The following is a 22,289-nucleotide window of genomic DNA, read 5'->3' on the forward strand; positions in this document are numbered from 1 at the left end:
GTACATAGCTCAGCTTTTGCGCATCGAGGCTATCTACCCGCAGGTATTTGGCCAGGTAAGGGTAATATTCGCGGGTCTTTTGAAGATCGTAGGTATCGCCTTTTACGGTAAAGTTGGATACAAAGTATAGTACCGGGTTCAGGGCCAGGCTGGTAATGCCATTGTCGCGGGTGAACATGGCCTGGCTCCAGCGCAGGGGAAAATAGGCAAAGTTGCCATAGATACCGGCGGCAAACAGCAGCACCAGGGCGCTGATCCAGGCGGCATAACGGCCTTTACGGATGCTAACCGCCTGCTGCCGGGCATACCGGCGGTAAGTATATACCAGCAAACGGCTCACCAGGAACAGGAACAGCGCTATACCAATAAGGCCGCGTACTACCGGGTAGCTTTGCCAAACCATCCTGGCATTATCTGCCCGCTCGCCGGAAGCAAAAAAGCGGGTAATAGACGGATCCAAACGCAGTCCCAGGTAGGCATAGTGGCCAAGGTCCAGCACATACAACAGCGTTAGCAGCAGGTACACCACGAACAGGTATATGAAGCTGGTGCGCCGTACGGCGGCTGAAGTAAAGAACTTATTCCGGGCAATAACGGCCAGCAATGCCAGTGGGATTATTAAGATGAGCGTAAGGCGCAGGTCAAACTTCAGGCCCAGGTACCATGCTTTGGCAATAATACCGCTATCTGTGATGGAGGATTTAAAGAAGAAACAGTAAAATATCAGGCGAAAAAGGGCCGTGAATATGAAAAGACAGAGTGTTTGAACAAGCACATACCGAATATACCGGGGTATATTCTTCCAAAAGTACTTCATGTAAAACGTAAGCGTTTATGTATTATTAAGTCTATTTATTATTAAAAATTTCAAAGCGTAGCTGCAAATATAGTTTATTTGGTCCATTGTCGATGGTCCTTAGTGCATGGTGGTTGCTCACGAAAAGTTGCGCTACAGTCTGCCGATGCACAGGCCGTGGACTATCAACTACAGACCATAGACTATCGCAACTAAATTAATTTTCTTGCTGGTGGATTTTTTTATCTTTGCCTTCCTTAAAATTGAATTTGTGGCACTGATCAAATCGATATCCGGCATTCGTGGCACCATTGGCGGCCGCCCCGGCGAAGGACTTTCTCCCCTGGATGTAGTAAAATTTACCGCAGCATACGGCACCTGGCTAACCAATCAACAACCTGACAACAAAAAAGTAGTGATTGGCCGTGATGGTCGCATCTCCGGTGAAATGGTAAAGAACCTGGTAGTATCCACCCTGAACGGTTTAGGCCTGGATGTGGTAGACCTGGGCTTATCAACTACCCCCACTGTTGAAATTGCTGTTAAGATGGAAAAGGCCGCCGGCGGTATTATCATTACTGCCAGCCATAATCCAAAGGAATGGAACGCGCTGAAGCTGTTGAACAGCGACGGTGAGTTTATTTCCGGCGCAGATGGTAATGCGCTGCTGGATATTGCTGAGCGGGAAGATTTCACCTTTGCAGATGTGAATAAGCTGGGCACCTATCACCAGGACGACAGCTACCTGCAAAAGCATATTGACCTGGTAGTGAACTATCCCCTGGTGGATGTTGCCGCCATCCGCGAACGTGACTTTAAGGTAGTGGTGGATGCTGTAAACTCAACTGGCGCCATCTTCATCCCTGCCCTGCTGAAGGCGTTGGGTGTAACTCAGGTAGAAGTACTTTTTGGTGAAGTGAACGGCCGTTTCAGCCACAACCCCGAACCGCTTCCTGAAAATTTATCTGCCCTTTCCAACGAAGTTAACCGCTCCAACGCAGACCTGGGCATTGCCGTAGATCCGGATGTAGACCGCCTTTGCTTTGTATGTGAAGATGGCAGCATGTTTGGCGAAGAATATACCCTGGTGGCAGTAGCAGATTATATACTGAGTAAAAGAAAAGGGAACACGGTTTCCAACCTTTCCTCTACCCAGGCATTAAAAGATGTTACACTGAAGAATGGCGGGGAGTACTACCCTTCTGCTGTAGGCGAGGTGAATGTAGTAAAGAAAATGAAGGAAGTGAATGCTGTAATAGGCGGTGAAGGCAATGGTGGTATTATTGTACCGGACCTGCACTATGGCCGCGATGCGCTCATCGGCATAGGCCTGTTCCTGAGCCATATGGCGCACAGCAAAAAGAACATCAAGAACCTGCGCAACAGCTACCCTGATTACTTTATTTCCAAGAATAAGATTGAGCTGGATAAAGGTGTGAACGTAAAAACCATCTTTGAAAAGATACAGGGCAAGTACAAGAACCAGCCTACCAATACAGAAGATGGCCTGAAGATAGAGTTTGAAAAGGACTGGGTGCACCTGCGCACTTCCAATACCGAACCTATCATCCGCATTTATGCTGAAAGCCAGTTTGAAACTACGGCCGACAATATTGCCCGCCGTATTATGCAGGATATTAAGGAGTTTATGCATTAATAGTCCACAGACCATGGTCCATGGTCCATGGCCTGTAACGAGTGCAATTGCGATACGTGAAAGGCAGTGGACCGTGGTTAGTTGACGGTGGACCGTTTTATAAAATTTTTTCGGACATTTGTGGGCGCTTTAGAGCGCCCATTTTTATTATATCAAAAACCACCATCCACACCTTGAAAAGAATTTACTTTGACAATGCAGCAACCACACCGCTGGATAAGGCCGTGCTGGATGCAATGTTGCCGTATATGACAGATCATTTCGGCAATCCTTCCTCTATTTACTCTTACGGGCGGGAATCCCGGCTGGGTATAGAAAATGCCCGTAAAACGGTAGCTAAGATCCTGAACGCGCACCCGGGAGAGATCTTCTTTACCTCCGGCGGCACAGAAAGCAGCAATACAGCTATTAATGCCGCTATCCGCGACCTGGGCTGCCGCCACATTATTACCTCTGAGATAGAGCACCATGCCACCCTGCACAGTGTAGAACAGCTGCACAGCGGGCAAAATATTGCGCTCTCTTATGTAAAGGTGTTGCCCAACGGGCATATTGATATGGAGCACCTGCGCGCACTGCTGGCCGGTTCCTCCAAAAGAAGCCTGGTTACCCTGATGCATGCCAACAACGAAATTGGTAACCTGCTGGATATACACGCGGTAGGTAAGCTATGCCAGGAGTTTGATGCCATTTTCCATTCCGATACCGTGCAAACCGTAGGGCACTACCCGTTTGACCTGCGCAATACACCGGTACACTTTATTAACGGCGCGGGGCATAAGTTTCACGGCCCGAAAGGGGTAGGCATCCTGTATATTAACGAGAATGTAAAGATCACGCCTTTTATACAGGGCGGCGCACAGGAACGTAATATGCGGGCCGGTACAGAGAACCTGTATGGCATTATTGGGTTTGCCAAAGCCCTGGAGCTGGCCACTGCCCATTATGAAGAGCATAGCAAATACATTAATGACCTGCGTATGTACATGGCCGCACAATTGCAGCAGCACATACCCGGCATTGGCTTTAATGGCGACCTGCACGGGCGTAGCCTGTACACCGTGTTAAATGTATCTTTCCCTAAATCTGAAAAGAGTGAGATGATCCTCTTTAACCTGGATATAAACGGCATTTGCGCTTCCGGCGGCAGTGCCTGTACATCCGGTGCTGATGCAGGCTCCCACGTGATCCGCGCGCTGAACAGCAATCCTAACCAGATCAGCGTACGTTTTTCCTTCTCTAAAGACAATACCAAAGAGGAGATAGACCAGGTGGTAGATAAGTTGAAAGAGCTGGTATAAGTAACTTTATATAAGCAAGATCCCGGCTCAGCGGCCGGGATTTTTTTTATTTATTGGAATGGTACATCTTTGTACCGGTCTGTTACAATTGAAAGTCGCTCTCTGAGCGTGGCAGGGTACCCTGCTTAGGTTGCTGATGGGCCTTTTTTATTTGTGATAATGATAGCGCTGGTTTTACTGTAATACATATTTTCCCCTTCTTCTATCTCCTCGTCTTCATACATATCTACAACCAGCTTAATCTTATCCTTCATATAATTATAAAACCTCGTTTCACCTTTTTCAAATACCCTTTGAATGCTCACGATATTTCCACGCGAACCGTTTTCTACCCTTTTTTTCCGTAAATTTAGATAGCCTGTAAATCCACGTATTATGCGCATCATCCCCATTTTAACCCTGGGCGTGCTGGCCATCTGCCATCAGCCCATTTATGCCCAGCAGGACATACAAAAACAATTACAACGCCAACTGATCATGGCCGAAGACGGCAGCGTAATTGAGCTGCCCGCAGGGCAATTCCAGCTCTCCTCTACCCTATCACTGGAAGGTAAAAAGAATATCCTGATCAAAGGCGCCGGTATGGATAAGACCATCCTTAACTTCAAAGGACAAAGTGAAGGCGCCGAAGGCCTGCGGGTATCCAATGCGCAGGACATTACCATCCGCGATCTTACCGTACAGAATACCAAAGGCGATGGTATTAAAACCATGAATGTTACCAACATCGCCTTTAAACAGGTGAAAGTGGAATGGACCGGCCCACCTGCGAAGGAGAACGGCTCGTACGGCTTATACCCTGTACAATGCCAGCAGGTGCTGATAGACAGCTGCACGGCCATTGGCGCATCTGACGCCGGTTTGTACGTAGGGCAATCCAAAGACATTGTAGTGCGCAATTGTGTAGCTAAGAACAATGTGGCCGGTATAGAAATAGAAAACTCACTGCATGCAGAAGTATATAACAACGAAGCGCTGGAAAATACCGGCGGCATCCTGGTATTTGACCTGCCGGACCTGGTGCAGAAAAAAGGCGGTTATGTAAAAGTGTATAACAACAACATTCACCATAACAATTTTCCCAACTTTGCACCTAAAGGCAATACTGTGGCCAAAGTGCCGGCAGGCACCGGGGTAATGATACTGGCCACCAGCCATGTGGAATTGTATAATAACAAGATCCATTATAACAACAGCGCAGGCACGGCTATCATCAGCTACTTTATGACGGAAAACCCCATCAAGGATTCAACGTACAATCCATACCCGGCCACCGTGTACATTCATGATAATGATTATGTGCGCGACCCGGTGAAGTTCCAGGGCAAAGGGCGCATAGGCCTGATGTTTAAGTTCAAGCTGCGTTTTGGGAAAAATGTGCCGCATATTTTTTATGACGGCATCCTTAATAAAGAATGGACAGACACCAATGGCCAGTACAAACCGGAGTACCGCATTTGTATCAGCGACAATAAGAACGCCAGCTTTGCCAACCTGGATGCAGGAAATAATTTCAAAAATGTATCGCGCAATGCGGCACAGTATAACTGTAGTAACCCCGTTACCACTAATATAACGGTACCGGCTAAAAGTGGAGATTGATGAAACGTGTTATTGGTATAACCCTTACACTGGGCTTATTAGCGGCGCTGCTGGCGTCAGGTACACAACGGGAAGCGCCTAAGGAAACCTTATCGGCCTACGGATTTTTCAGTGGTAATATAGCAGAGCAGATACCGGTAGCTGGTATTATGCCTTACCAGCTAAACACGCCGCTCTTCTCTGACTATGCGGAGAAGCTGCGTTTTATCCAGCTCCCCAAAGACAGTGTGATCATATATGACAGCACTGATGTAATGCACCTGCCTGTTGGCGCTACCATCATTAAAACCTTTTATTATCCAAAAGACTTCCGCCACCCGGAAAAGGGCCGGCGGCTGATGGAAACACGTTTGCTGCAACATGAACCCGGCGGCTGGAAAGCGCTGGTATACATCTGGAACGATGAACAAACCGATGCGTTCCTGGAAGTAGCCGGCGACCGGAAACCCACGCAGTTCATTGATCACAACGGGCATACTGTTTCCTTTGAATATATTGTGCCTAACCTGAACCAATGCAAGGGCTGCCATAATACCAATGAGGTAATGACACCCATTGGCCCTACCGCACGGCAGCTGAACGGCGACTTCAATTATACCACCGGCCGCGAAAACCAGCTGCAGCACTGGCAAAAAGCAGGCATCTTAAAAGGATTGGACGATGCAGGAAAGGCCCCCAAAGTGCCGGTATGGAATGATCCGAAAAGCGGTACCCTGGCTTCCCGCGCCCGTACCTGGCTGGAAATTAACTGCGCCCATTGCCATAAACCGGAGGGCCCGGCCAAAACATCGGGTTTATTCCTGAATGCCGGCGAGCAGGATCCGGTAAAAATAGGCATCAACAAAACGCCGGTAGCAGCAGGCCGCGGCGCAGCTGATCTGCAATTTGATATTGTACCCGGCCATCCGGAAAAGTCCATTTTAGTTTACAGGATGGAATCCACAGACCCGGGTATAATGATGCCGGAGCTCAGCCGCAAGCTTACGCACAAAGAGGGGGTGGAGCTGGTGAAGGAGTGGATAAGGCAGATGAAATGATGTGCGGATGTGCAAATGTGCAAATGAATGGCCACGAAGACCAACATTTGCACATTTGCACACCTGCATATTTGCACATTTACGAATTCCTCGTTATCACCTCATAAAACCTTTCCCGGTACCCATCACTGATCGGGATAGATTGATTGGCGATCATTACAGTATTCTTTTCTACAGAATTGATCTTGTTAAGGGATACCAGGTAAGAGCGGTGCACACGTATAAATTTCTCTGCCGGCAGGCGGCTCTCAAATGATTTCAGGCTGCGCAGCGTTAACACAGGCTGGTAAGGTGTATAGATCTTCGTATAATCTTTCAAAGCTTCAATGAACAAAATATCTTCCAGGTTGATCTTAATGATCTTGTATTCCGTTTTTATGAAAATATAATCATTTACATGGCCGTTGTCGCCATTCTTTTGCTGGCTCACCGTCATGTATTCCTGGGCTTTGGTAGCAGCCCGCAGAAAACGGTCGAACGGGATGGGCTTCAGCAGGTAATCCACTACATCCAGGTCAAAACCATCCAGCGCATACTCACCATAGGCCGTTGTAAAAATAACCAGGGGTGGGTGTTTGAGGGATTTCAGGAATTGAATACCATTAATGTCCGGCATTTTAATATCCAGGAATACCAGGTCAACCTTTTCATCCTGCAGGAACCGCATGGCCTCAGCGGCGTTCTCAAAAGTTTGCACAAGTGAGAGAAAAGGAACTTTGCGGGCAAAGTCCGTGATGATCTCCAGTGCCAATGGTTCATCGTCCACTGCAATACACTTAATCATTTTTCAACACTATTTTAAGATCAGCAATAAATTGGTGCTCAGTTTCCGTAATGGTTACCTCGTGTTTGTTGATATATAACAATTCCAGTCGTTTTAATACATTCTGCAGCCCAATGCCGCCCTGCTCCCCTACCCGCTGCGGGAATAAGCTGTTCTTTACCAGCATCCGCACCACCTGCTGCTCTACCGTAACCACAATGCTGATAAAAGAATGATCCGTATAGCTGATACCATGTTTAAAAGCATTCTCCACAAAAGGTATCAGCAGCATGGGCTCTATCCACAACCCGTCCGGCGATCCGCATTCCTGGTAATCCACCTGGATACCGGAGGGTAATCTCAGCTTCTGTATGTCAATGTAATCCTGTAAATACTGCAGCTCGTGCTGCAGCTGCACCATATCCTCATTGGATTCATAGATCATATACCGCATAATGGTCGACAGCTTGATAATAGCGTTCTCCGTTTGTGCGGAATGTTTATGCGCCAGCGAGTAGATAGTGTTTAGACAGTTAAAAAGGAAGTGAGGATTAATCTGCGACTTTAAAAATTTTAATTCCGCATGTAATTTCTCCACTTTCAGGGCTTCCCGCTGCTGCTCACTCTTGAACCATTCCTGCGCAATCTTGATAAAACCACTCATCAGCAGCATCAATAGTGCCGCCAGCACTGACTTTCGCAGCACTTCCGGGAAAAACATGTGCTGCCAGAAAGTGGGTGGCCCTATAGGCATCAGGGTCATGGCGCCGTTAGGGCCGGGTGCCATTACGGAATCCCTTGCAAATTCCGGCGGGCGCGGCCCGGTTACATACCGGCCGTTACCAAAGAACCGTGCCCGGGGTGCGGTATATACTCCATTATCTCCTGCTGCAAAAGCGCGATAACGCATAAACGCACGAGCCGGTACTAAAGTTACTTTCCCCGAGCTATCTATAGCGGTACCCGGCAGGTTCAGTTCTACCTTATGAGTGGCCAGGTAGCGCATGAAGAAATGATCCATCACCGCCTGCTGTACCGTAATGAAAACCAATACCAACAGCACGCAGCCAAAGTAATAAACAATCTTTTTAAGGGTAAAAAAGCGCGGTATGAGTACGTAAATATTGAGATAAAATACACCTATGAGGAACAGGTTATCTATAATTTCCCGGGTAAAGAACCAGGGATGCAGGATCCGCAGGCGGTAAATAAAAAAGGGAAGTAACAGGAAACAGGTCCACGCAATAATGTGCAATCCAATAATGAAGAGCCGGTTCCTGTAAATATTTTTAAAATTGATCATACACCGCCTGAAAAGCGGGGTAAACATACATCACTATCGGGTTAACCATCTGTTAAAATTTGTTAACCAATTATAAGCATATGTTAAAATAGTCCATGGTCGATGTCTATGGTCCATAGTCTGCTTCGTAAAGGATTGTTTATCAACACTCCACTACTTCACAATCCCCATCTCCACCAGCTCCTCTTTGCTGATAGTAGGCAGCTGCTTATTGCGCATTTTTTCTGCTACGCGGTTGCCTACGCGCAGGGCATCGGCTTTGGTCTTAAACACATTCCTGCCTGGCAGGGCCGGTATAATATCCTGGTAAATATAGGGGCGGGCGCCAATGTTCACGGAATAGCCCCAGCCACCACCGGTCTCAAAAGGTACAACCGCAATGCTGTCCTGCACTGCGGTTGTATTAGTAGTTTCCCTGGCGGATGGCTGACTGGTGCATCCAAATGCTATGATCACCAGCAACAGCCACCCTCCTGTAAGGAGGATGATATGTTGCCTGCCTTTAGTCATTCTTGTTGTAATCCTGTGTGGGATTAAATTCCCAGGTATCGCTCAGCTGTACGCTGCCACTGGAGCCGGTAGTTATAAAGCCACGGTTCTTAATAGCAAAACCTACGGCGCCGGTACGGGCAGTACCTTCAAAAGGCTGCTTCAGGTCCCACAGGTCTGTTACCGGATCATATTCCCAACATACGTTGGAAATGCTGGGTTTAGCACCGGTAGCCAGGTATGCTTTGTTGTTCATTACAAAAACAGAGCAATTGCTGCCGGCTATGGAAGTATAATCATTATCATAATCGTCGTCGCTAACATTGGTGATCGCTCTTTTCAGGATCCAGCTATCGGTTTTGGGATCGTAGCGGCTCAGCTCATTAATGGTAGTAAGATTGGAAGTACCGGTTACTATATAGGCAGAATCACCGATCACGAAGGCAGAAGCATCCTGTCTTTTAGAGTTGGGTACATCAGACTTGGCAGACCAGGTGTTGCTGCCCGGGTTGTACTGGTAAGTATCGTTTAACCAGGTACCGTCATAACCGGTGGCTATGTAGCCATTGCCGGCAACGCCAAAACCTACGGCGCCATAACGGGGCGTACCGGGGAAGGGCGCTTTTGCGGTCCAGGCGTTTAATGCCGGGTCATATTCGTAAAAGTCGTTGAATTTATTCACACCATCTGTGCCGGTACCCATATAACCTTTACCACCTACGGAAAAAGCTACGGCGCTGTTACGGCCGGGGGCAGCATCCGGTAAGGAAGCGCGTTGCGTCCAGGTATTTTTTTCTGCATCGTAGGAGTAAAAATCCTTCAGGCGATTAGTTCCATCATAGCCAGTACCAACAAAAGCAGTATCTGCAATGGTAAAGCTCACCGCTTCGCTGCGGGCAGCACCTTTAAAATCCACCTTATGAATCCAGTTCCCCACCGTTGTAGTACTATCACTACTTTTAGAGCAGGCCATCCACGTCAAGGACATCAGCAAACAAAAACCTGTTGAATAACGCATTAGCATTTTATAATTTTTATAGCTGCCAAAATTATCCGCCGTTATATTAGCATAAATATAAAATAGATATACCACCCCTTTCACCGGACAAAAGGGTGTTTTTCGTCTGCCAATTGCTTGGTTTAACCTATTACCCCCCTTTGGGGGGCAGGCGGCTATATAAAGAAGATTCCCGCGGATTCATCGATGAAAAACCGCTGTTGGCATATTAAATCAACGGAAAGTAGGCTTCCTGTCTAAAATTGCGCTCCATGAACAATATTATTTGCCGTGTCAGGTGCGCCCATGCCTACTTAAAAATTGGGGTGGCCATGCTATTGCTGGCCACCAGCAGCGCTTGTGAAAAGAACGGATTTACCTACGACCTGACGGGCAGTAATCAGCCGTCCAGCTATATAGTTGCGGATACCTTAACCATTAACATGAACACCGTGGCACTGGATTCGGTTCCAACCAACGGTACCGGTGTTATGTTATGCGGCCGCCACCAGGATCCTTACCTGGGTAAAATAACCTCATCTGCATTCTTCCAGCTGCAGCTGCCTTCCTCCACCGTTACCAGCGCCATGCAGGCCGACCTGTCATCCAGGTACGATTCTGTAGAGCTGATCCTGAAACCTAACAGGCAGGTATACGGGGATACGCTGGCCATGCAGGAGATCGGCGTATACGAAGTATTACAAACCATTCAGAAAGCAGAGAACAGCGCCTATTTATATAATAACAGCAATTTCCAGACAGCCGCGCAGCCTTTGGCCAGCGTACAGCAGGTAGTAAGGCCCAGCAGCGACAGCAGCATTCACATTAAGCTGCCTAACAGCTACGGGAATACGTTATTTAACCTGTTCAAGAATAAGAATAACGAGGTATCCACCCAGGATATCTTCCTGCAATATTACCGGGGCCTGGCCATCAAACCTGGCGCCAGCAGCGCCAATATTATGGGCTTCCTCACCAGCGATACCTCTGTGATCCTGCGTTTGCACTACCATGTAAATGAAGTGATCATAACAGACCGTCACCTGGATATGAACCTGTACAACCCGGATGTGCAGTTTAACCAGATCTCTGCCGACCGTACCGGCACCCTGCTGGCCGGCCTTACCGGCACTACCAAAAGCCTGCCCAGCACCGCTACCAATAATATGAGCTTTGTGCAGCCGCTTACCGGCATCCTTACCCGGATAGACCTGCCTTCGCTGAAAACCCTGGCCTCGGTGGGTAAGTTCTTTAAGGTGATGCGGGCTACGCTTACCTTATTACCGGTTGCAGGCACTTACCAGAACTATTACACCCTGCCCCCGGCGGTGACCCTGTGTGAGGCGGATGATAAGAATAATGTGATAGATACCCTTGTTGCCAGCACCGGCGGTGTGCAGCACGGCAACCTGGTAATTGATAACCTGTATCAGTTAAATACTACCTACACCTACGATATTACACACTACGCCATTAATAATATTAACAGCAACGGCTATAACAACTACGGGTTGCTGGTAATGCCGTCCAGAGGGGCTGCTACCACCAACTTTAACCGGCTGGTACTGGGAGATAGTAAGAATAAACAGAACAAGATCCGTATCCAGGTATATTACCTGCTGTACAATTAATACGCCGCTAAAAACGTGAAGGCAAATTTTAAATAAGTGTAAATGTTCAACATAAAAAAATATACCGGTATCTGTGGTTTGTTGCTGTTAGGCTGTGTACAGGCAAATGCGCAAACCGGCAAAGGCATAAACTCCCTGTACTCTGCTTTTGGTGTAGGCGATCTTGAAGACCGTGATTACAGCCGTAACTTCGGCCTGGGCAGCGCCGGTATGGCACGCCCTTCCCTTTATTATCTGAATGAGCTCAATCCCGCTTCCTATACCGCCATTCCGGCGCAAAACTTTATGTTTGATGTAGCCCTGCGCGGCACCAGTGTAAGCTATAAAGGCGAAAGCCTGAGCCAGAGCGCCGGTGATGTGAACATCAAACGGCTGGCCATTGGTTTTAAAGCCAATAAACGCTGGGGCATCAGCGCCGGCCTTACCCCTTACAGCACCGTTGATTATAAGCTGCTGAACCAGCGCTTTATTGAAGGTACCGGCCAGGCGATAGATGCGGTTACTGAAGGCACCGGCGGCATTAACCGGGTATATGTATCCAATGCTATAAAACTTACCAAGAACTTTTCTGTAGGGGTTTCCTCTGCGTTCCTGTTCGGGCCTATTAATACAACTGAAACACTGGGTAATGATACGGTATCCACCGTAGATAAACGCTATGCCTATAATGTGAACTTCAATACCGGCCTGCAATATTCCGGTAAGATAAAAGACTGGGAAATAGGCCTGGGCGCCACTTACCGCTTTAAAACCACCATGCGTTTCCAGCATACGGTGAATGTGGTGAACGCTAATGAAACCGTGCTGTATAAAGACGACCAGGGCACACAGAAATTTTCCCTGCCGGAGCAATACGGCGCAGGCCTGTCTTTAGGTAAAGGTAACATCACCATTGTAGCTGATTACCGCAAACAGCTATGGAGCGGTATTAACCCCAGCCAAACCAATTACAGGCTCACGGATGCGGAGCGGATTGCCGGCGGTATAGAATACGCCTTTAAAAGACATTACTTTAATGGTATAGTTGAAGGCATGGTGCTGCAGGCAGGCTTTTCCCAAAATAAATCCTACCTGGTGATAGCAGGGCAGCAGATCAAGGATGTTGCCGGTTCTGTAGGCGTATCACTGCCCAGCCGCAACGGCGCTTTACGTTACTACCTGGGTATAGAGGTAGGGCAACGTGGTGTTACCTCCAATAACCTGATCAAGGAGAATTATGTGAATGCTGTATTACACTTCTCTTTGCGCGATATCTGGTTTATACGCAGAATATACGAATAGTCCCCTTCTTTTTGGGTAAAAAAGCAGTAGTAATTGTTAAGTTTTCATTAACACAGTATTTCCCCGTTTCCTAATTTTAGTAACTGTGCCAACGTTAGCGCAGCATCTCTAAACTCGTAAACAGAAGGGGGAAATAGTGCCTGTACACTATGCAGATAGAGAATTGCTATTGACAATGCGCCTGCAATCCGGCGACCACGTTGCTTTCAAAGAGTTATACAGCTTATACCACCAGTTATTATATGGAGTAGCCTGTAAATATCTGAAGAACGCAGTAATGGCAGAGGATGCAGTGCACGAGGTATTTGTAAAGCTCTGGGTTAACCGCCAGCAGCTGGACCCTGCGCAGGGTGTGCGTAACTTCCTGTTCAAATGTTTAAAGTTCCATGTGCTGAATGTGATCCGCGATCATAAACGCGCGCTCATCAAACAATACAATCTTTCTTACCAGGCCCCTGCCTCCCATGAGGAGCCGGAAGCCGTAGTGCTGTTCAATGATTATAAAAAGGCCCTGGACCAGGCCATAGAACAGCTTTCCCCCCGCAAAAAACACATCTTTAAATTAAGAACGGTAGAAGGGCTTAGCAACGAAGAAGTAGCTCAAAAGCTCGGCATCTCCATCAATACCGTTAAGTTCCAGTTCTCCCAGGCCAGCCAGCTGTTACGGCATTACCTCAAATTATTCAGCAGCACGCTCCTCATTTTGCTGGTTCGTCTTTTTCTCTGAAATTTTTTTTCTGCGCATATAATACTTTGCCTTGTGCCGGGTGTAGTACTTAGTAAGGAGGCAATTTATACATGCAAGAAATGGACCCTGCACTATTAGCAAAATTCTTTAACAACCAATGCACCCCGGAAGAATATCAGCAAGTATTGGAATGGCTGGATACGGATGAAGGCCGCCAATACCTGTCTGCCGCCATCCGGGAGGATCTTGAAAACGGCTCCCTGCAGCCGGAGCTGGCCCGCACCCGGCGGTCGGAGGAGCTGTTCCAGCGCATACTGCACACCACACAGCAAACGGATATAACCACGCCCCGGCAAAGGTGGCGGGGATGGGCGCCGTTAAAAGCCGCCGCCGTTATTACCGGCGTGGCAGTGCTTTCTTTTGCCGCGTGGAAAATGTACCAGCAAAACAGCCTGGTAAAATACCAGACCGCTTATGGCGAAGTGCGCAGCTTTACGCTGCCCGATCAGTCTGTAGTTACGCTGAACGGCAATAGCAGCCTGCAATACCGCCGGTACTGGAACTCCGCGAAAGCCCGTGAAATATGGATCCGGGGCGAGGCATTCTTTGATGTAAAGCCGGCTGCGCAAAAACGTTTCCTGGTACATACTGCACACCAGATCAATGTAGAGGTATTAGGCACCACGTTTAATGTGCTGGACCGTGAAAGCCGCACACAGGTTGTGCTGAATACCGGTAAGGTACGCTTAAGCGGCAGCAGCAAAGCCCTGCCGGCGCCTATAGAAATGCAGCCCGGCGAGCTGGTAGAGGTAAATACCAATGCCCGCTCCCTTGTAAAAAAGCATATTAACGCAGCGGCCTATGCTTCCTGGAAAAACCATAAGCTGCAGTTCAGCAATGCCGACCTGGCGCAGGTAGCACAGGTATTACAGGAAACATACGGCATTACCGTGATCATTAAAGATTCCACACTGCTGCACCAGCAGTTTTCAGGTACGGTGCCCAGCCAGAATGCCAACATGCTGCTGGAAGGCCTTTCGCAGCTGTTTGACCTGAAAATTACCCGGCAAAACGCTACGGTGAACATTGAAAAGAACCAACAATAACCAATTTTAGATAACACTCAACCAAAGTATTATGAACAGATACTTTATGTCCTTTATAACAGCCATTAGCGTGAGCTGTTACTGCGGGCTCCCTGCTCACGCCCAGGATATGGCCGCCATTCCACGCCAATCCCAACCCGCATCCAATGCAAAAAAGAAGCTCCTGAAAAATGTGTTAAGCCAGCTTGAATTAAAGTACGGCGTATCCTTTCTATATAAAAGCCAGCTTGAAAAAAAACCGCTCAGCACTGCCACGGCAGATACGCAGTCTTCCCTGGAAGCAGCCCTGGAAGCGCTCACCAATACTAATGACCTGAAGTATAAAAAAGTAAGAGATAACTTTTATATTATTTACAGCAAAGATGAAACACCCCCGGAGCAGCCCGCACCGGCAAACGATAATGCCGCCAGTCCGGCCCTGAACCCGGGCAGCAGCATTTATAGCCCCGGTGCAGTGCAGCAGATCATAGTAAAAGGCCAGGTAACGGATGAAAAAGGCCAGCCGGTACCCGGCGTTACCGTGCTGCTGAAAGGCACCACCACCGGTACTACTACCGATGCTAACGGCACTTATACCCTGCCGGTACCCGATGGTAACGGCACACTGGAATTCTCTTACATGGGTTACCTGAAACAGGAAATAGCCATTGCCAACCGCAGCAGCATTAATGTGCAGCTGGCGCAGGATATTAAAGCCATGTCAGAAGTAGTGGTGGTAGGTTACGGCACGCAAAAGAAGGTGAATGTTACCGGCGCAGTATCGGCCCTTTCCGGTGCAGATGTGAACTGGAAACCGGTAGGCCAGGTATCTGCCGCCCTGCAGGGTGTAGCCCCCGGTGTAACAGTTACGCAAAACAGCGGGCAGCCCGGCAGCGACCAGGGCACCATCCGCATACGCGGCATGGGTACGCTGAACAATAATGATCCGCTGGTATTGGTGGATGGAGTGCAGTACAACATGAATGATGTGGATGCAAATGATATTGCCTCTATGTCTATCCTGAAAGATGCTGCAGCAGCCTCTATTTACGGTGTTCGTGCAGCCAACGGCGTTATACTCATCACCACTAAAAGAGGCAGCACCGGTAAAGCCAAAGTTACTTATTCCAACTACTTCGGCTGGCAAAACCCGGCCCGCCTGGCTAAATTCGTAGGTGCGCAGGACTTTATGAAACTGGTGAACCAGCTGCGCATCAACTCCGGTTCCAGCGCACAGTATACGGATGCACAGATCGCTGCCTATGATGATCCCAACCGTAATAAAGACCTGTACCCCGATAATTATTGGTTAAAGGATATCCTTACCGGCAGCGGCTTTCAGCAATCACATAGCCTGAATGTAGGCGGTGGTACGGAAAATATCAAGTACCAGTTCTCCACCAACTACTTTGATCAGAAAGGTTTGATCAGGAACATGGATTACAACCGCATTACCGTTCGTTTAAATACAGATATCCAGATCACTAAAAAACTAAGCCTCAGCGCAGACATCTCTACCCGCCTGGGCGACCAGCAGGAACCACAGGGCCAGGAAGGCTCTGCATGGTACCAGTTTGGCCAGGCATTTATTACCAACCCGCTGAACGTAAATAAATATTCCGATGGTACCTGGGGCCTGGTAAGAGGCGGCCAAAACCCCATTCGCCTGCAGGATGAAGGCGGCTTGTATGTATACAAGAACAACCTGTTCACCGGTAACTTCAAAGGCAGCTACCAGCTGATCGACGGGTTAAAGATAACCGGCCTGGCAGCGGTGAACTACCGCTCCGTTTACAACAGCACTCATAACAGATCGCTGGATTATTTTACCAACTTCCCCGAAAACACTAACACCTTAACCGTTGGCCAGAACAACATTACCAAAGAATACCAGGGTTACTGGTTCCGTAACTTCCAGGGTTTAATAGAGTATGAGAAGAACCTGAGTGGCGGCCATTATTTTAAGCTGATGGGCGGCGCATCGCGCTTAACAGAAACCAATGATGACCTGAGCGGTTACCGTACCAACCTGCCGAACGGTGAGATTGAACAGATCAATGCCGGCGCGGCTGATGGGCAGCAGGCAAAAGGTACTGCAAATGCTTACAGCCTGCTTTCTTTCTTTGGCCGGTTGAATTATGCTTATAAAGACAAATACCTGTTTGAAGCCAATATCAGAAGGGACGGTTCATCCCGCTTTGCCGACAATCAGAAATGGGGCTGGTTCCCCTCCTTCTCCGCAGGCTGGCGTGTTTCCGGTGAAGAGTTTATGCAGGATGTTACCTTCATCAACAACCTGAAGCTGCGCGGCAGCTGGGGTAAGCTGGGGAATGATGTTTTTGTGAACAACACCGATCCTTCCAGGCTCAATTATCCTTATCAAACCACTTACCAGTACAACAGCTACCCCTTTGGCGGCTCTCTGAACCCCACTGCAGGTATTACGGTATATCCCAACTCAGGGCTTACCTGGGAAACCACGCAGATGACGGATATAGGCCTGGACCTGACCGTGCTGAAGAACCTGGATGTTACATTTGATTACTACCAGAAAAATACTTCCGACATTCTGCTGGACCTGCGTCTGCCAATGTATGTAGGGCTGAATGCAGCCGTGCAAAACGCCGGTAAAGTGCGTAATACCGGCTGGGAAGTAGCCGTGAACTACCATAATAAAATAGGCGATTTCAGCTACAATGTAGGGGCTAACCTGTCCGACGTGCGTAACGAGATCGTTGACCTGAAAGGGGCCGATGTAGTAAGCAAAGACAATAACAACATTTACACCGGCAGAATAAAAGGTATACCCATTGATGGTTTTTACGGGTACCAGGTAGAAGGTATTTTCCAGACACAGGACCAGGTGAACAACCATGCACCACAGCCCGGCGCTAACATTGCCCCCGGTGACCTGATGTATAAGGATCAGAATAATGACAAGGTAGTGAAAGAAGGCGATGCCTCTGTAGGCGGTGATATGGTGTACCTGGGCAGCGCTATTCCCCGTTATACCTATGGCGTAAACCTGGGCGGCGGCTACAAAGGTTTTGACCTTGCTGCATTTTTCCAGGGTGTAGGCAAAGTGTCTATTAACACCGTAGTAATGGAAAGGGCGCCTATTAACAGTGATGCCAACTTTAAAGCGGAGCACCTGAACAGCTGGACGCCTGAAAACACCAGCGCCACTTTCCCGCGCCTGATAAACACTCCACAGAACTATGCCTCCTCTTCCTACTGGGTAAGAAGCGGCGCATACCTGCGTTTAAAAAGCCTGCAGCTGGGTTATACCCTGCCTAAAGCATGGTTACAGGCAGCAGGTTTATCACGCTGCCGGTTATACGTAAGCGGGCAAAACCTGCTCACCTTCAGCGGCCTGCCTAAGGATATAGATCCGGAATCACCAAACGACAGCCGGTATTATCCCCAGGTACGTACTTACACTTTCGGATTAAATGTGGAATTCTAAACGCTCGCAATCATGAAAAAACTAAGCATATTCTTAATAGCCGCAGCCGCCTGTATGTCTTTTACAGCCTGCAAAAAAAGTTTCCTGGATGAGCAGCCGCAGGATGCCGTATCCCGCGAAAGCTACTGGAAAACACAAGCCGACGCCATTGCCGCAGTAAACAACTGTTACCGCGGGCTGGGTGATGTAGATAACCGTATGTTCCTTTCCGCCGCTACAGATGATAGCTATGCATGGAGCAACTGGCCCAGTGAAATGATCTATGTAGGTAATGGCAGCGCCACTCCCGGCAACAATGCCTTCTCCAATTTCTGGAGCAACTTTTACCGCATGATCACCTCCTGCAACGATGTGCTGGAAAATATAGACCGTGTAAGCAGCATGGATGCAACGCTGCGCAACCGCCTGAAAGGCGAGGCCCGTTTCCTGCGCGCTTTTGCTTACCAGCAGCTTATTGGCCTGTATGGCGATGTGGTGCTGTTAACGCATATTCCCACCACAGATGAGCTGAATGAAAGCCGCACTCCCCGGGCGCAGGTGGCAGACTTTATTGTAAGTGAGCTGGACACCATCAGCAATGTGCTGCCGGCTACTTACGATGCCTCCAACACCGGCAGGGCTACCAAAGGCGCTGCACTGGCGCTGAAAGCACGCACCCTGCTATACGAAGGCAGGTGGCAGGATGCTGCTACGGCAGCAAAAGCAGTAATAGACCAGAACACTTACATTATTGATAACAACTACCTGAGCCTTTTTAACGGAACCAATAAAACCAGCAAGGAGATCATACTATCAGCACAGTACGTAAAAAATACACTGCCCAATGCTACGGCTACCTGGGTAGGCGGCCCTTCCCTGGGCGGCTGGTCAGAGATCACGCCGCTGCAATCTTTGGTTGATGCTTTTGAGTGCACAGATGGTAAAACTATTGACCAGTCTCCCCTGTATGATCCGGCGCATCCCTTTGCTAACCGCGATCCGCGTTTAAGGCTAAACGTTATACTGCCGGGCGATACGGTGAACGGGGTTGTTATTGATGTAAGCAAAGCCAATTCCATTGATGGTTTGGGCAAGAACAACGGCTCCTTTACCGGCTTCTATTACAAAAAATATGTGCCGGCCGATATTGACGGCAGCTGGGACCGCAACTCTTACAATGATATTGTACTGCTGCGTTTCCCGGAAGTATTGCTCACCTATGCGGAAGCAAAGATCCAGCTTAGCCAGATCGACGCATCTGTGTATGATGCTATTAACCGCGTACGGCAGCGCGCCGGTGTGAACATGCCTGCAGTAACCGCTGCCAATACCCCTACACAGGCGGCCCTGCTGGCGGTGGTGAAAAGGGAAAGAAGGGTAGAATTTCCGCTGGAAGATAACCGCCTGTTCGACATCCGCCGCTGGAAAATTGGAATGACCGTAATGAATGGTCCTGTGTATGGTATTCTCAACTACTTTGATAATACCCGCAGTGACTATGGTAAAAATATACTGGTGGAGCAACGGAAATTCACCCAAAGGGATTACCTGTGGGCTATTCCGCAGAGTGAAACCTCCATCAGCCCGAATGTAGGGCAAAACCCCTCCTGGTAGTATATCCTATGGAACAGTGAACAATCACCCGTACAACAAAACACTTCGCGTAAGTAAAAGCAGCAATTAACAATGAAAGAGGAGGATGAGGCTACCCGGCTTCATCCTTCCTCATTTAATAAGCTCTTAAACCAGTAGCCCGAATCTTTAATGGTGCGGCGCTGCGTTTCAAAATCCACGTACACTAATCCAAAGCGGGCGCGGTAACCTTCTGCCCATTCAAAATTATCGGTCAGCGTCCAGGCAAAGTAACCATCTACCGGCACCCCTTCCCTTTTTGCCTGTAATACAGCGCCCAGGTAATCCTGGAAGTATTGTATGCGGGCCGTATCCCTGATACGCCCGTCTTCCGGCAGGTCTGTAAACGCGGCGCCGCCTTCTGTTACAATGATCCTTTTTACACCGCGGTAAGCGGCAAACTGTTTTAATACGGCATACATGCCGCCGGCGCTTATTTCCCAGCCCAGCGCTGTTACCGGCACCTTACGGTAGCGGGGTTTTACTTCCGATACGCCTACCACCGGCATAAAGGCATTGTAACGTACCACCAGCGGAAAGTAGTGCTGTATACCAATAAAGTCAAAATCAAAAGCCATACGGTCCCAGTCGCGCCAAAGGGCGTAGCGCCGCTCTATACGTTTCAGCATAGGCATATCATGCACGGGGTATCCCATGCCCAGCGCAGGTTCCAGGAACATGCGGTTAAAAAGGGCATCGGCCTTGCGTGCGGCCAGCAGGTCGCGCTCATTTTGTGTATAGGGTATAATGTGCGAGCAGGAAAAAGTAGTGCCTATTACCGCATCCTTTACCTCTTCCCGTATTACCCGGGCGCCGGCTGCCTGTGCCAGCACCACATGGTGCACGGCCGGTAAAAAATAGGATAACCCGAATTTGCCCGGCGCATGCACGCCCAGCATATATCCCAGCGAGGTAAAGCCAAAAGGCTCATTCAGCACTATCCAGTGCTTTACCTTATCGCCATACTCGCGTACGCATATACGCACATATTCTTCAAATGCATACACTACGCCGCGGTGGCACCAGCCGCCCCTTGTTTCCATAGCATGCGGCAGATCCCAGTGGTATAAAGTGATGTAGGGGGTAAGGCCTATTTCAAGGCAGGCATCTATCAGGCGGTGATAAAAAGCAAGGCCGGCAGAGTTTACCTGGCCGCTGCCTTTTGGCAGTATACGGGGCCAGGAAATGGAAAAGCGGAAAACGGAAAAGCCCATTATTTTAGCCAGCAGCAGGTCCTGGAAATAACGGTTATAAAAATCAGTGGCCACGCGGGCATGGCTGCCATCTTTAATCTTGCCTTTACGCTGGGTAAAAACATCCCAGATGGATTTGCCCCTGCCGTCTTTATCGTGCGCGCCTTCATTCTGAAAAGCGGCAATAGTAACACCCCATAAAAAATCATCTCCAAAATCACGACGGCTGAATGGTGCATTAAGTGATTCCATACAACCGCAGTTTACAATAGTTTATTTAAAAAAATCATTATTTAATTGTTAACAATAAGCGCTTTATTTTTAAGGTATGAATGCACGCACACTCATATACCTGCTATCAGGCGCCGGCTGCATGGCTGCCTGCGGTAATGGCGCCCGGCCTGCAACCGCCACCGACAGTACGGTACAGGCTGTAAAGCTGACAGATACCATGAACCGCATGGTGCTGATACCCGGCGGCGCCTTTGAAATGGGAACAGATGAAATGCCTGCGCAGCCCGATGAACAGCCGGTGCATAAGGTGCAGGTGGATAGTTTTATGATGGATGAGCATGAGGTGACCAACGGAGAGTTTGCAGCGTTTGTAGCAGCTACGGGTTATGTTACCATTGCAGAAAAACCCATCAGCAAAGAAGAGATCCTGAAAGAACTACCGCCCGGGTCCCCGGACCCCGACAGCAGCCTGCTGCAGGCCGGCTCACTGGTATTCTCGCCCCCGGATCATGAAGTACCGCTGGATGATGTATCCCAATGGTGGGCCTTTAAAGCCGGCGCCAGCTGGCAGCATCCGGAAGGGCCGGAAAGCAGCATCAATGGAAAAGAGCATTACCCTGCCGTACATATATCCTGGGAAGATGCGCAGGCCTACGCCCAATGGGCGGGTAAGCGCCTGCCTACTGAAGCAGAGTGGGAATATGCCGCCCGCGGCGGACTGGCCCGCCAAAACTATCCCTGGGGCAATGAAGCGCTGACCACAGGCCAGCCTAAAGCCAATACCTGGAACGGGCATTTCCCTTACCAGAATACCAAAACAGATGGTTTTTATGGTACCGCGCCGGTAAAAACATATGCCCCTAACCGTTATGGGCTGTATGATATGTCGGGCAATGTATGGGAATGGTGTGCAGACTGGTATGATGCTAATTATTACCAGCATACGCCGGCAGGAGCGCATAACCCGCAGGGACCTGATAAAGGCTTTGATCCGGCTGATCCGGCTGCGCCCAAGCGGGTGATACGGGGTGGCTCCTTTATGTGTACAGATGAATATTGCAGCGGGTACCGGGTTACGGCCAGAATGAAAACCACGCCCACTTCCGGGCTGGCGAATTTAGGTTTCCGTTGCGTGAAGGATGTAAAATAGTGAAA

General features: G+C 48.9%; 18 protein-coding genes. 11 read left to right on the forward strand and 7 right to left on the reverse strand.

Translation table 11 applies throughout. The annotated features are described in order from the left end of the window. On the reverse strand, positions 1 to 817 hold an 817-nt coding region (locus tag VIM87_RS14050), incomplete at its 3' end, for a hypothetical protein (RefSeq protein ID WP_331997604.1). Between the two features lie 250 nt (positions 818 to 1,067). Here VIM87_RS14050 and glmM point away from each other — a divergent pair. Beyond that, a complete protein-coding gene (gene glmM / locus VIM87_RS14055; protein WP_331997605.1) occupies positions 1,068 to 2,453 on the forward strand; it encodes a phosphoglucosamine mutase in 1,386 nt (461 codons plus the stop codon). A 173-nt stretch (positions 2,454 to 2,626) separates the two neighbouring features. Continuing rightward, positions 2,627 to 3,754, forward strand: coding sequence for a cysteine desulfurase family protein (locus VIM87_RS14060; RefSeq protein ID WP_331997606.1), 1,128 nt, complete (start codon positions 2,627 to 2,629; stop codon positions 3,752 to 3,754). Between the two features lie 125 nt (positions 3,755 to 3,879). Here the strand turns inward: VIM87_RS14060 and VIM87_RS14065 are convergent, their stop codons facing one another. Next, positions 3,880 to 4,008, reverse strand: a complete 129-nt coding sequence (locus VIM87_RS14065; RefSeq protein ID WP_331997607.1) for a hypothetical protein — start codon at positions 4,006 to 4,008, stop codon at positions 3,880 to 3,882. A 121-nt stretch (positions 4,009 to 4,129) separates the two neighbouring features. On the opposite strand from VIM87_RS14065, the gene VIM87_RS14070 reads away from it, so the two are divergent. Then, positions 4,130 to 5,356, forward strand: a complete 1,227-nt coding sequence (locus tag VIM87_RS14070) for a parallel beta-helix domain-containing protein (RefSeq protein WP_331997608.1) — start codon at positions 4,130 to 4,132, stop codon at positions 5,354 to 5,356. Next, positions 5,356 to 6,393 (forward strand): SO2930 family diheme c-type cytochrome, encoded by a 1,038-nt coding sequence (locus tag VIM87_RS14075; RefSeq protein ID WP_331997609.1) that lies wholly within the window; start codon positions 5,356 to 5,358, stop codon positions 6,391 to 6,393. Before VIM87_RS14070 ends, VIM87_RS14075 begins: the two co-directional genes overlap by 1 nt. 79 nt (positions 6,394 to 6,472) lie before the next feature. On the opposite strand, the gene VIM87_RS14080 is transcribed toward VIM87_RS14075, so the two are convergent. From VIM87_RS14080 to VIM87_RS14095, 4 genes are all read right to left on the reverse strand, one after another. Next, positions 6,473 to 7,177: a LytTR family DNA-binding domain-containing protein gene (locus tag VIM87_RS14080; RefSeq protein WP_331997610.1), complete on the reverse strand. Its 705-nt coding sequence runs from the start codon at positions 7,175 to 7,177 to the stop codon at positions 6,473 to 6,475. After that, positions 7,170 to 8,459: a sensor histidine kinase gene (locus VIM87_RS14085; protein ID WP_331997611.1), complete on the reverse strand. Its 1,290-nt coding sequence runs from the start codon at positions 8,457 to 8,459 to the stop codon at positions 7,170 to 7,172. Before VIM87_RS14085 ends, VIM87_RS14080 begins: the two co-directional genes overlap by 8 nt. A 153-nt stretch (positions 8,460 to 8,612) precedes the next feature. Beyond that, a complete protein-coding gene (locus VIM87_RS14090; protein ID WP_331997612.1) occupies positions 8,613 to 8,969 on the reverse strand; it encodes a DUF4907 domain-containing protein in 357 nt (118 codons plus the stop codon). After that, entirely contained in the window at positions 8,962 to 9,885 is a 924-nt protein-coding gene (locus VIM87_RS14095) for a Kelch repeat-containing protein (protein ID WP_331997613.1), read from the reverse strand. The genes VIM87_RS14090 and VIM87_RS14095 overlap by 8 nt, the downstream gene beginning before the upstream one ends. 332 nt (positions 9,886 to 10,217) lie before the next feature. Here VIM87_RS14095 and VIM87_RS14100 point away from each other — a divergent pair, with 332 nt between their 5' ends. The 6 genes from VIM87_RS14100 to VIM87_RS14125 all read left to right on the forward strand — a co-directional run bounded on the left by VIM87_RS14100 (position 10,218) and on the right by VIM87_RS14125 (position 19,689). Next, on the forward strand, positions 10,218 to 11,576 hold the full coding sequence (locus VIM87_RS14100) for a DUF4270 family protein (RefSeq protein WP_331997614.1): 1,359 nt from the start codon (positions 10,218 to 10,220) through the stop codon (positions 11,574 to 11,576). A 42-nt stretch (positions 11,577 to 11,618) separates the two neighbouring features. Further along, positions 11,619 to 12,857: a hypothetical protein gene (locus tag VIM87_RS14105; protein WP_331997615.1), complete on the forward strand. Its 1,239-nt coding sequence runs from the start codon at positions 11,619 to 11,621 to the stop codon at positions 12,855 to 12,857. 175 nt (positions 12,858 to 13,032) lie between these two features. Then, the gene (locus tag VIM87_RS14110) at positions 13,033 to 13,584 is read left to right on the forward strand and encodes an RNA polymerase sigma-70 factor (RefSeq protein ID WP_331997616.1); all 552 of its coding nucleotides are present in this window, start codon (positions 13,033 to 13,035) and stop codon (positions 13,582 to 13,584) included. Positions 13,585 to 13,664: 80 nt separating this feature from the next. Beyond that, positions 13,665 to 14,651 (forward strand): FecR family protein, encoded by a 987-nt coding sequence (locus VIM87_RS14115; protein WP_331997617.1) that lies wholly within the window; start codon positions 13,665 to 13,667, stop codon positions 14,649 to 14,651. 31 nt (positions 14,652 to 14,682) lie between these two features. Further along, entirely contained in the window at positions 14,683 to 18,096 is a 3,414-nt protein-coding gene (locus VIM87_RS14120) for a SusC/RagA family TonB-linked outer membrane protein (protein ID WP_331997618.1), read from the forward strand. A 12-nt stretch (positions 18,097 to 18,108) separates the two neighbouring features. After that, positions 18,109 to 19,689: a RagB/SusD family nutrient uptake outer membrane protein gene (locus tag VIM87_RS14125; protein WP_331997619.1), complete on the forward strand. Its 1,581-nt coding sequence runs from the start codon at positions 18,109 to 18,111 to the stop codon at positions 19,687 to 19,689. A gap of 101 nt (positions 19,690 to 19,790) precedes the next feature. On the opposite strand, the gene VIM87_RS14130 is transcribed toward VIM87_RS14125, so the two are convergent. Further along, a complete protein-coding gene (locus VIM87_RS14130) occupies positions 19,791 to 21,152 on the reverse strand; it encodes a GH1 family beta-glucosidase (protein WP_331997620.1) in 1,362 nt (453 codons plus the stop codon). A gap of 76 nt (positions 21,153 to 21,228) precedes the next feature. Between VIM87_RS14130 and VIM87_RS14135 the strand changes: the two genes are divergently transcribed. Further along, a complete protein-coding gene (locus VIM87_RS14135; RefSeq protein WP_331997621.1) occupies positions 21,229 to 22,284 on the forward strand; it encodes a formylglycine-generating enzyme family protein in 1,056 nt (351 codons plus the stop codon). Positions 22,285 to 22,289 lie beyond the last annotated feature (5 nt).

The sequence above is a fragment of the Chitinophaga sp. genome (assembly GCF_036569125.1).
Lineage (GTDB): Bacteria > Bacteroidota > Bacteroidia > Chitinophagales > Chitinophagaceae > Chitinophaga.

Coding starts and splice junctions, on each gene's coding strand:
- VIM87_RS14065 (WP_331997607.1), bottom strand. CDS start 4,008: ATGAAGGATAAGATTAAGCTGGTTGTAGATATGTATGAAGACGAGGAG.
- VIM87_RS14070 (WP_331997608.1), top strand. CDS start 4,130: ATGCGCATCATCCCCATTTTAACCCTGGGCGTGCTGGCCATCTGCCAT.
- VIM87_RS14075 (WP_331997609.1), top strand. CDS start 5,356: ATGAAACGTGTTATTGGTATAACCCTTACACTGGGCTTATTAGCGGCG.
- VIM87_RS14080 (WP_331997610.1), bottom strand. CDS start 7,177: ATGATTAAGTGTATTGCAGTGGACGATGAACCATTGGCACTGGAGATC.
- VIM87_RS14085 (WP_331997611.1), bottom strand. CDS start 8,459: ATGATCAATTTTAAAAATATTTACAGGAACCGGCTCTTCATTATTGGA.
- VIM87_RS14090 (WP_331997612.1), bottom strand. CDS start 8,969: ATGACTAAAGGCAGGCAACATATCATCCTCCTTACAGGAGGGTGGCTG.
- VIM87_RS14100 (WP_331997614.1), top strand. CDS start 10,218: ATGAACAATATTATTTGCCGTGTCAGGTGCGCCCATGCCTACTTAAAA.
- VIM87_RS14105 (WP_331997615.1), top strand. CDS start 11,619: ATGTTCAACATAAAAAAATATACCGGTATCTGTGGTTTGTTGCTGTTA.
- VIM87_RS14110 (WP_331997616.1), top strand. CDS start 13,033: ATGCGCCTGCAATCCGGCGACCACGTTGCTTTCAAAGAGTTATACAGC.
- VIM87_RS14115 (WP_331997617.1), top strand. CDS start 13,665: ATGGACCCTGCACTATTAGCAAAATTCTTTAACAACCAATGCACCCCG.
- VIM87_RS14120 (WP_331997618.1), top strand. CDS start 14,683: ATGAACAGATACTTTATGTCCTTTATAACAGCCATTAGCGTGAGCTGT.
- VIM87_RS14125 (WP_331997619.1), top strand. CDS start 18,109: ATGAAAAAACTAAGCATATTCTTAATAGCCGCAGCCGCCTGTATGTCT.
- VIM87_RS14130 (WP_331997620.1), bottom strand. CDS start 21,152: ATGGAATCACTTAATGCACCATTCAGCCGTCGTGATTTTGGAGATGAT.
- VIM87_RS14135 (WP_331997621.1), top strand. CDS start 21,229: ATGAATGCACGCACACTCATATACCTGCTATCAGGCGCCGGCTGCATG.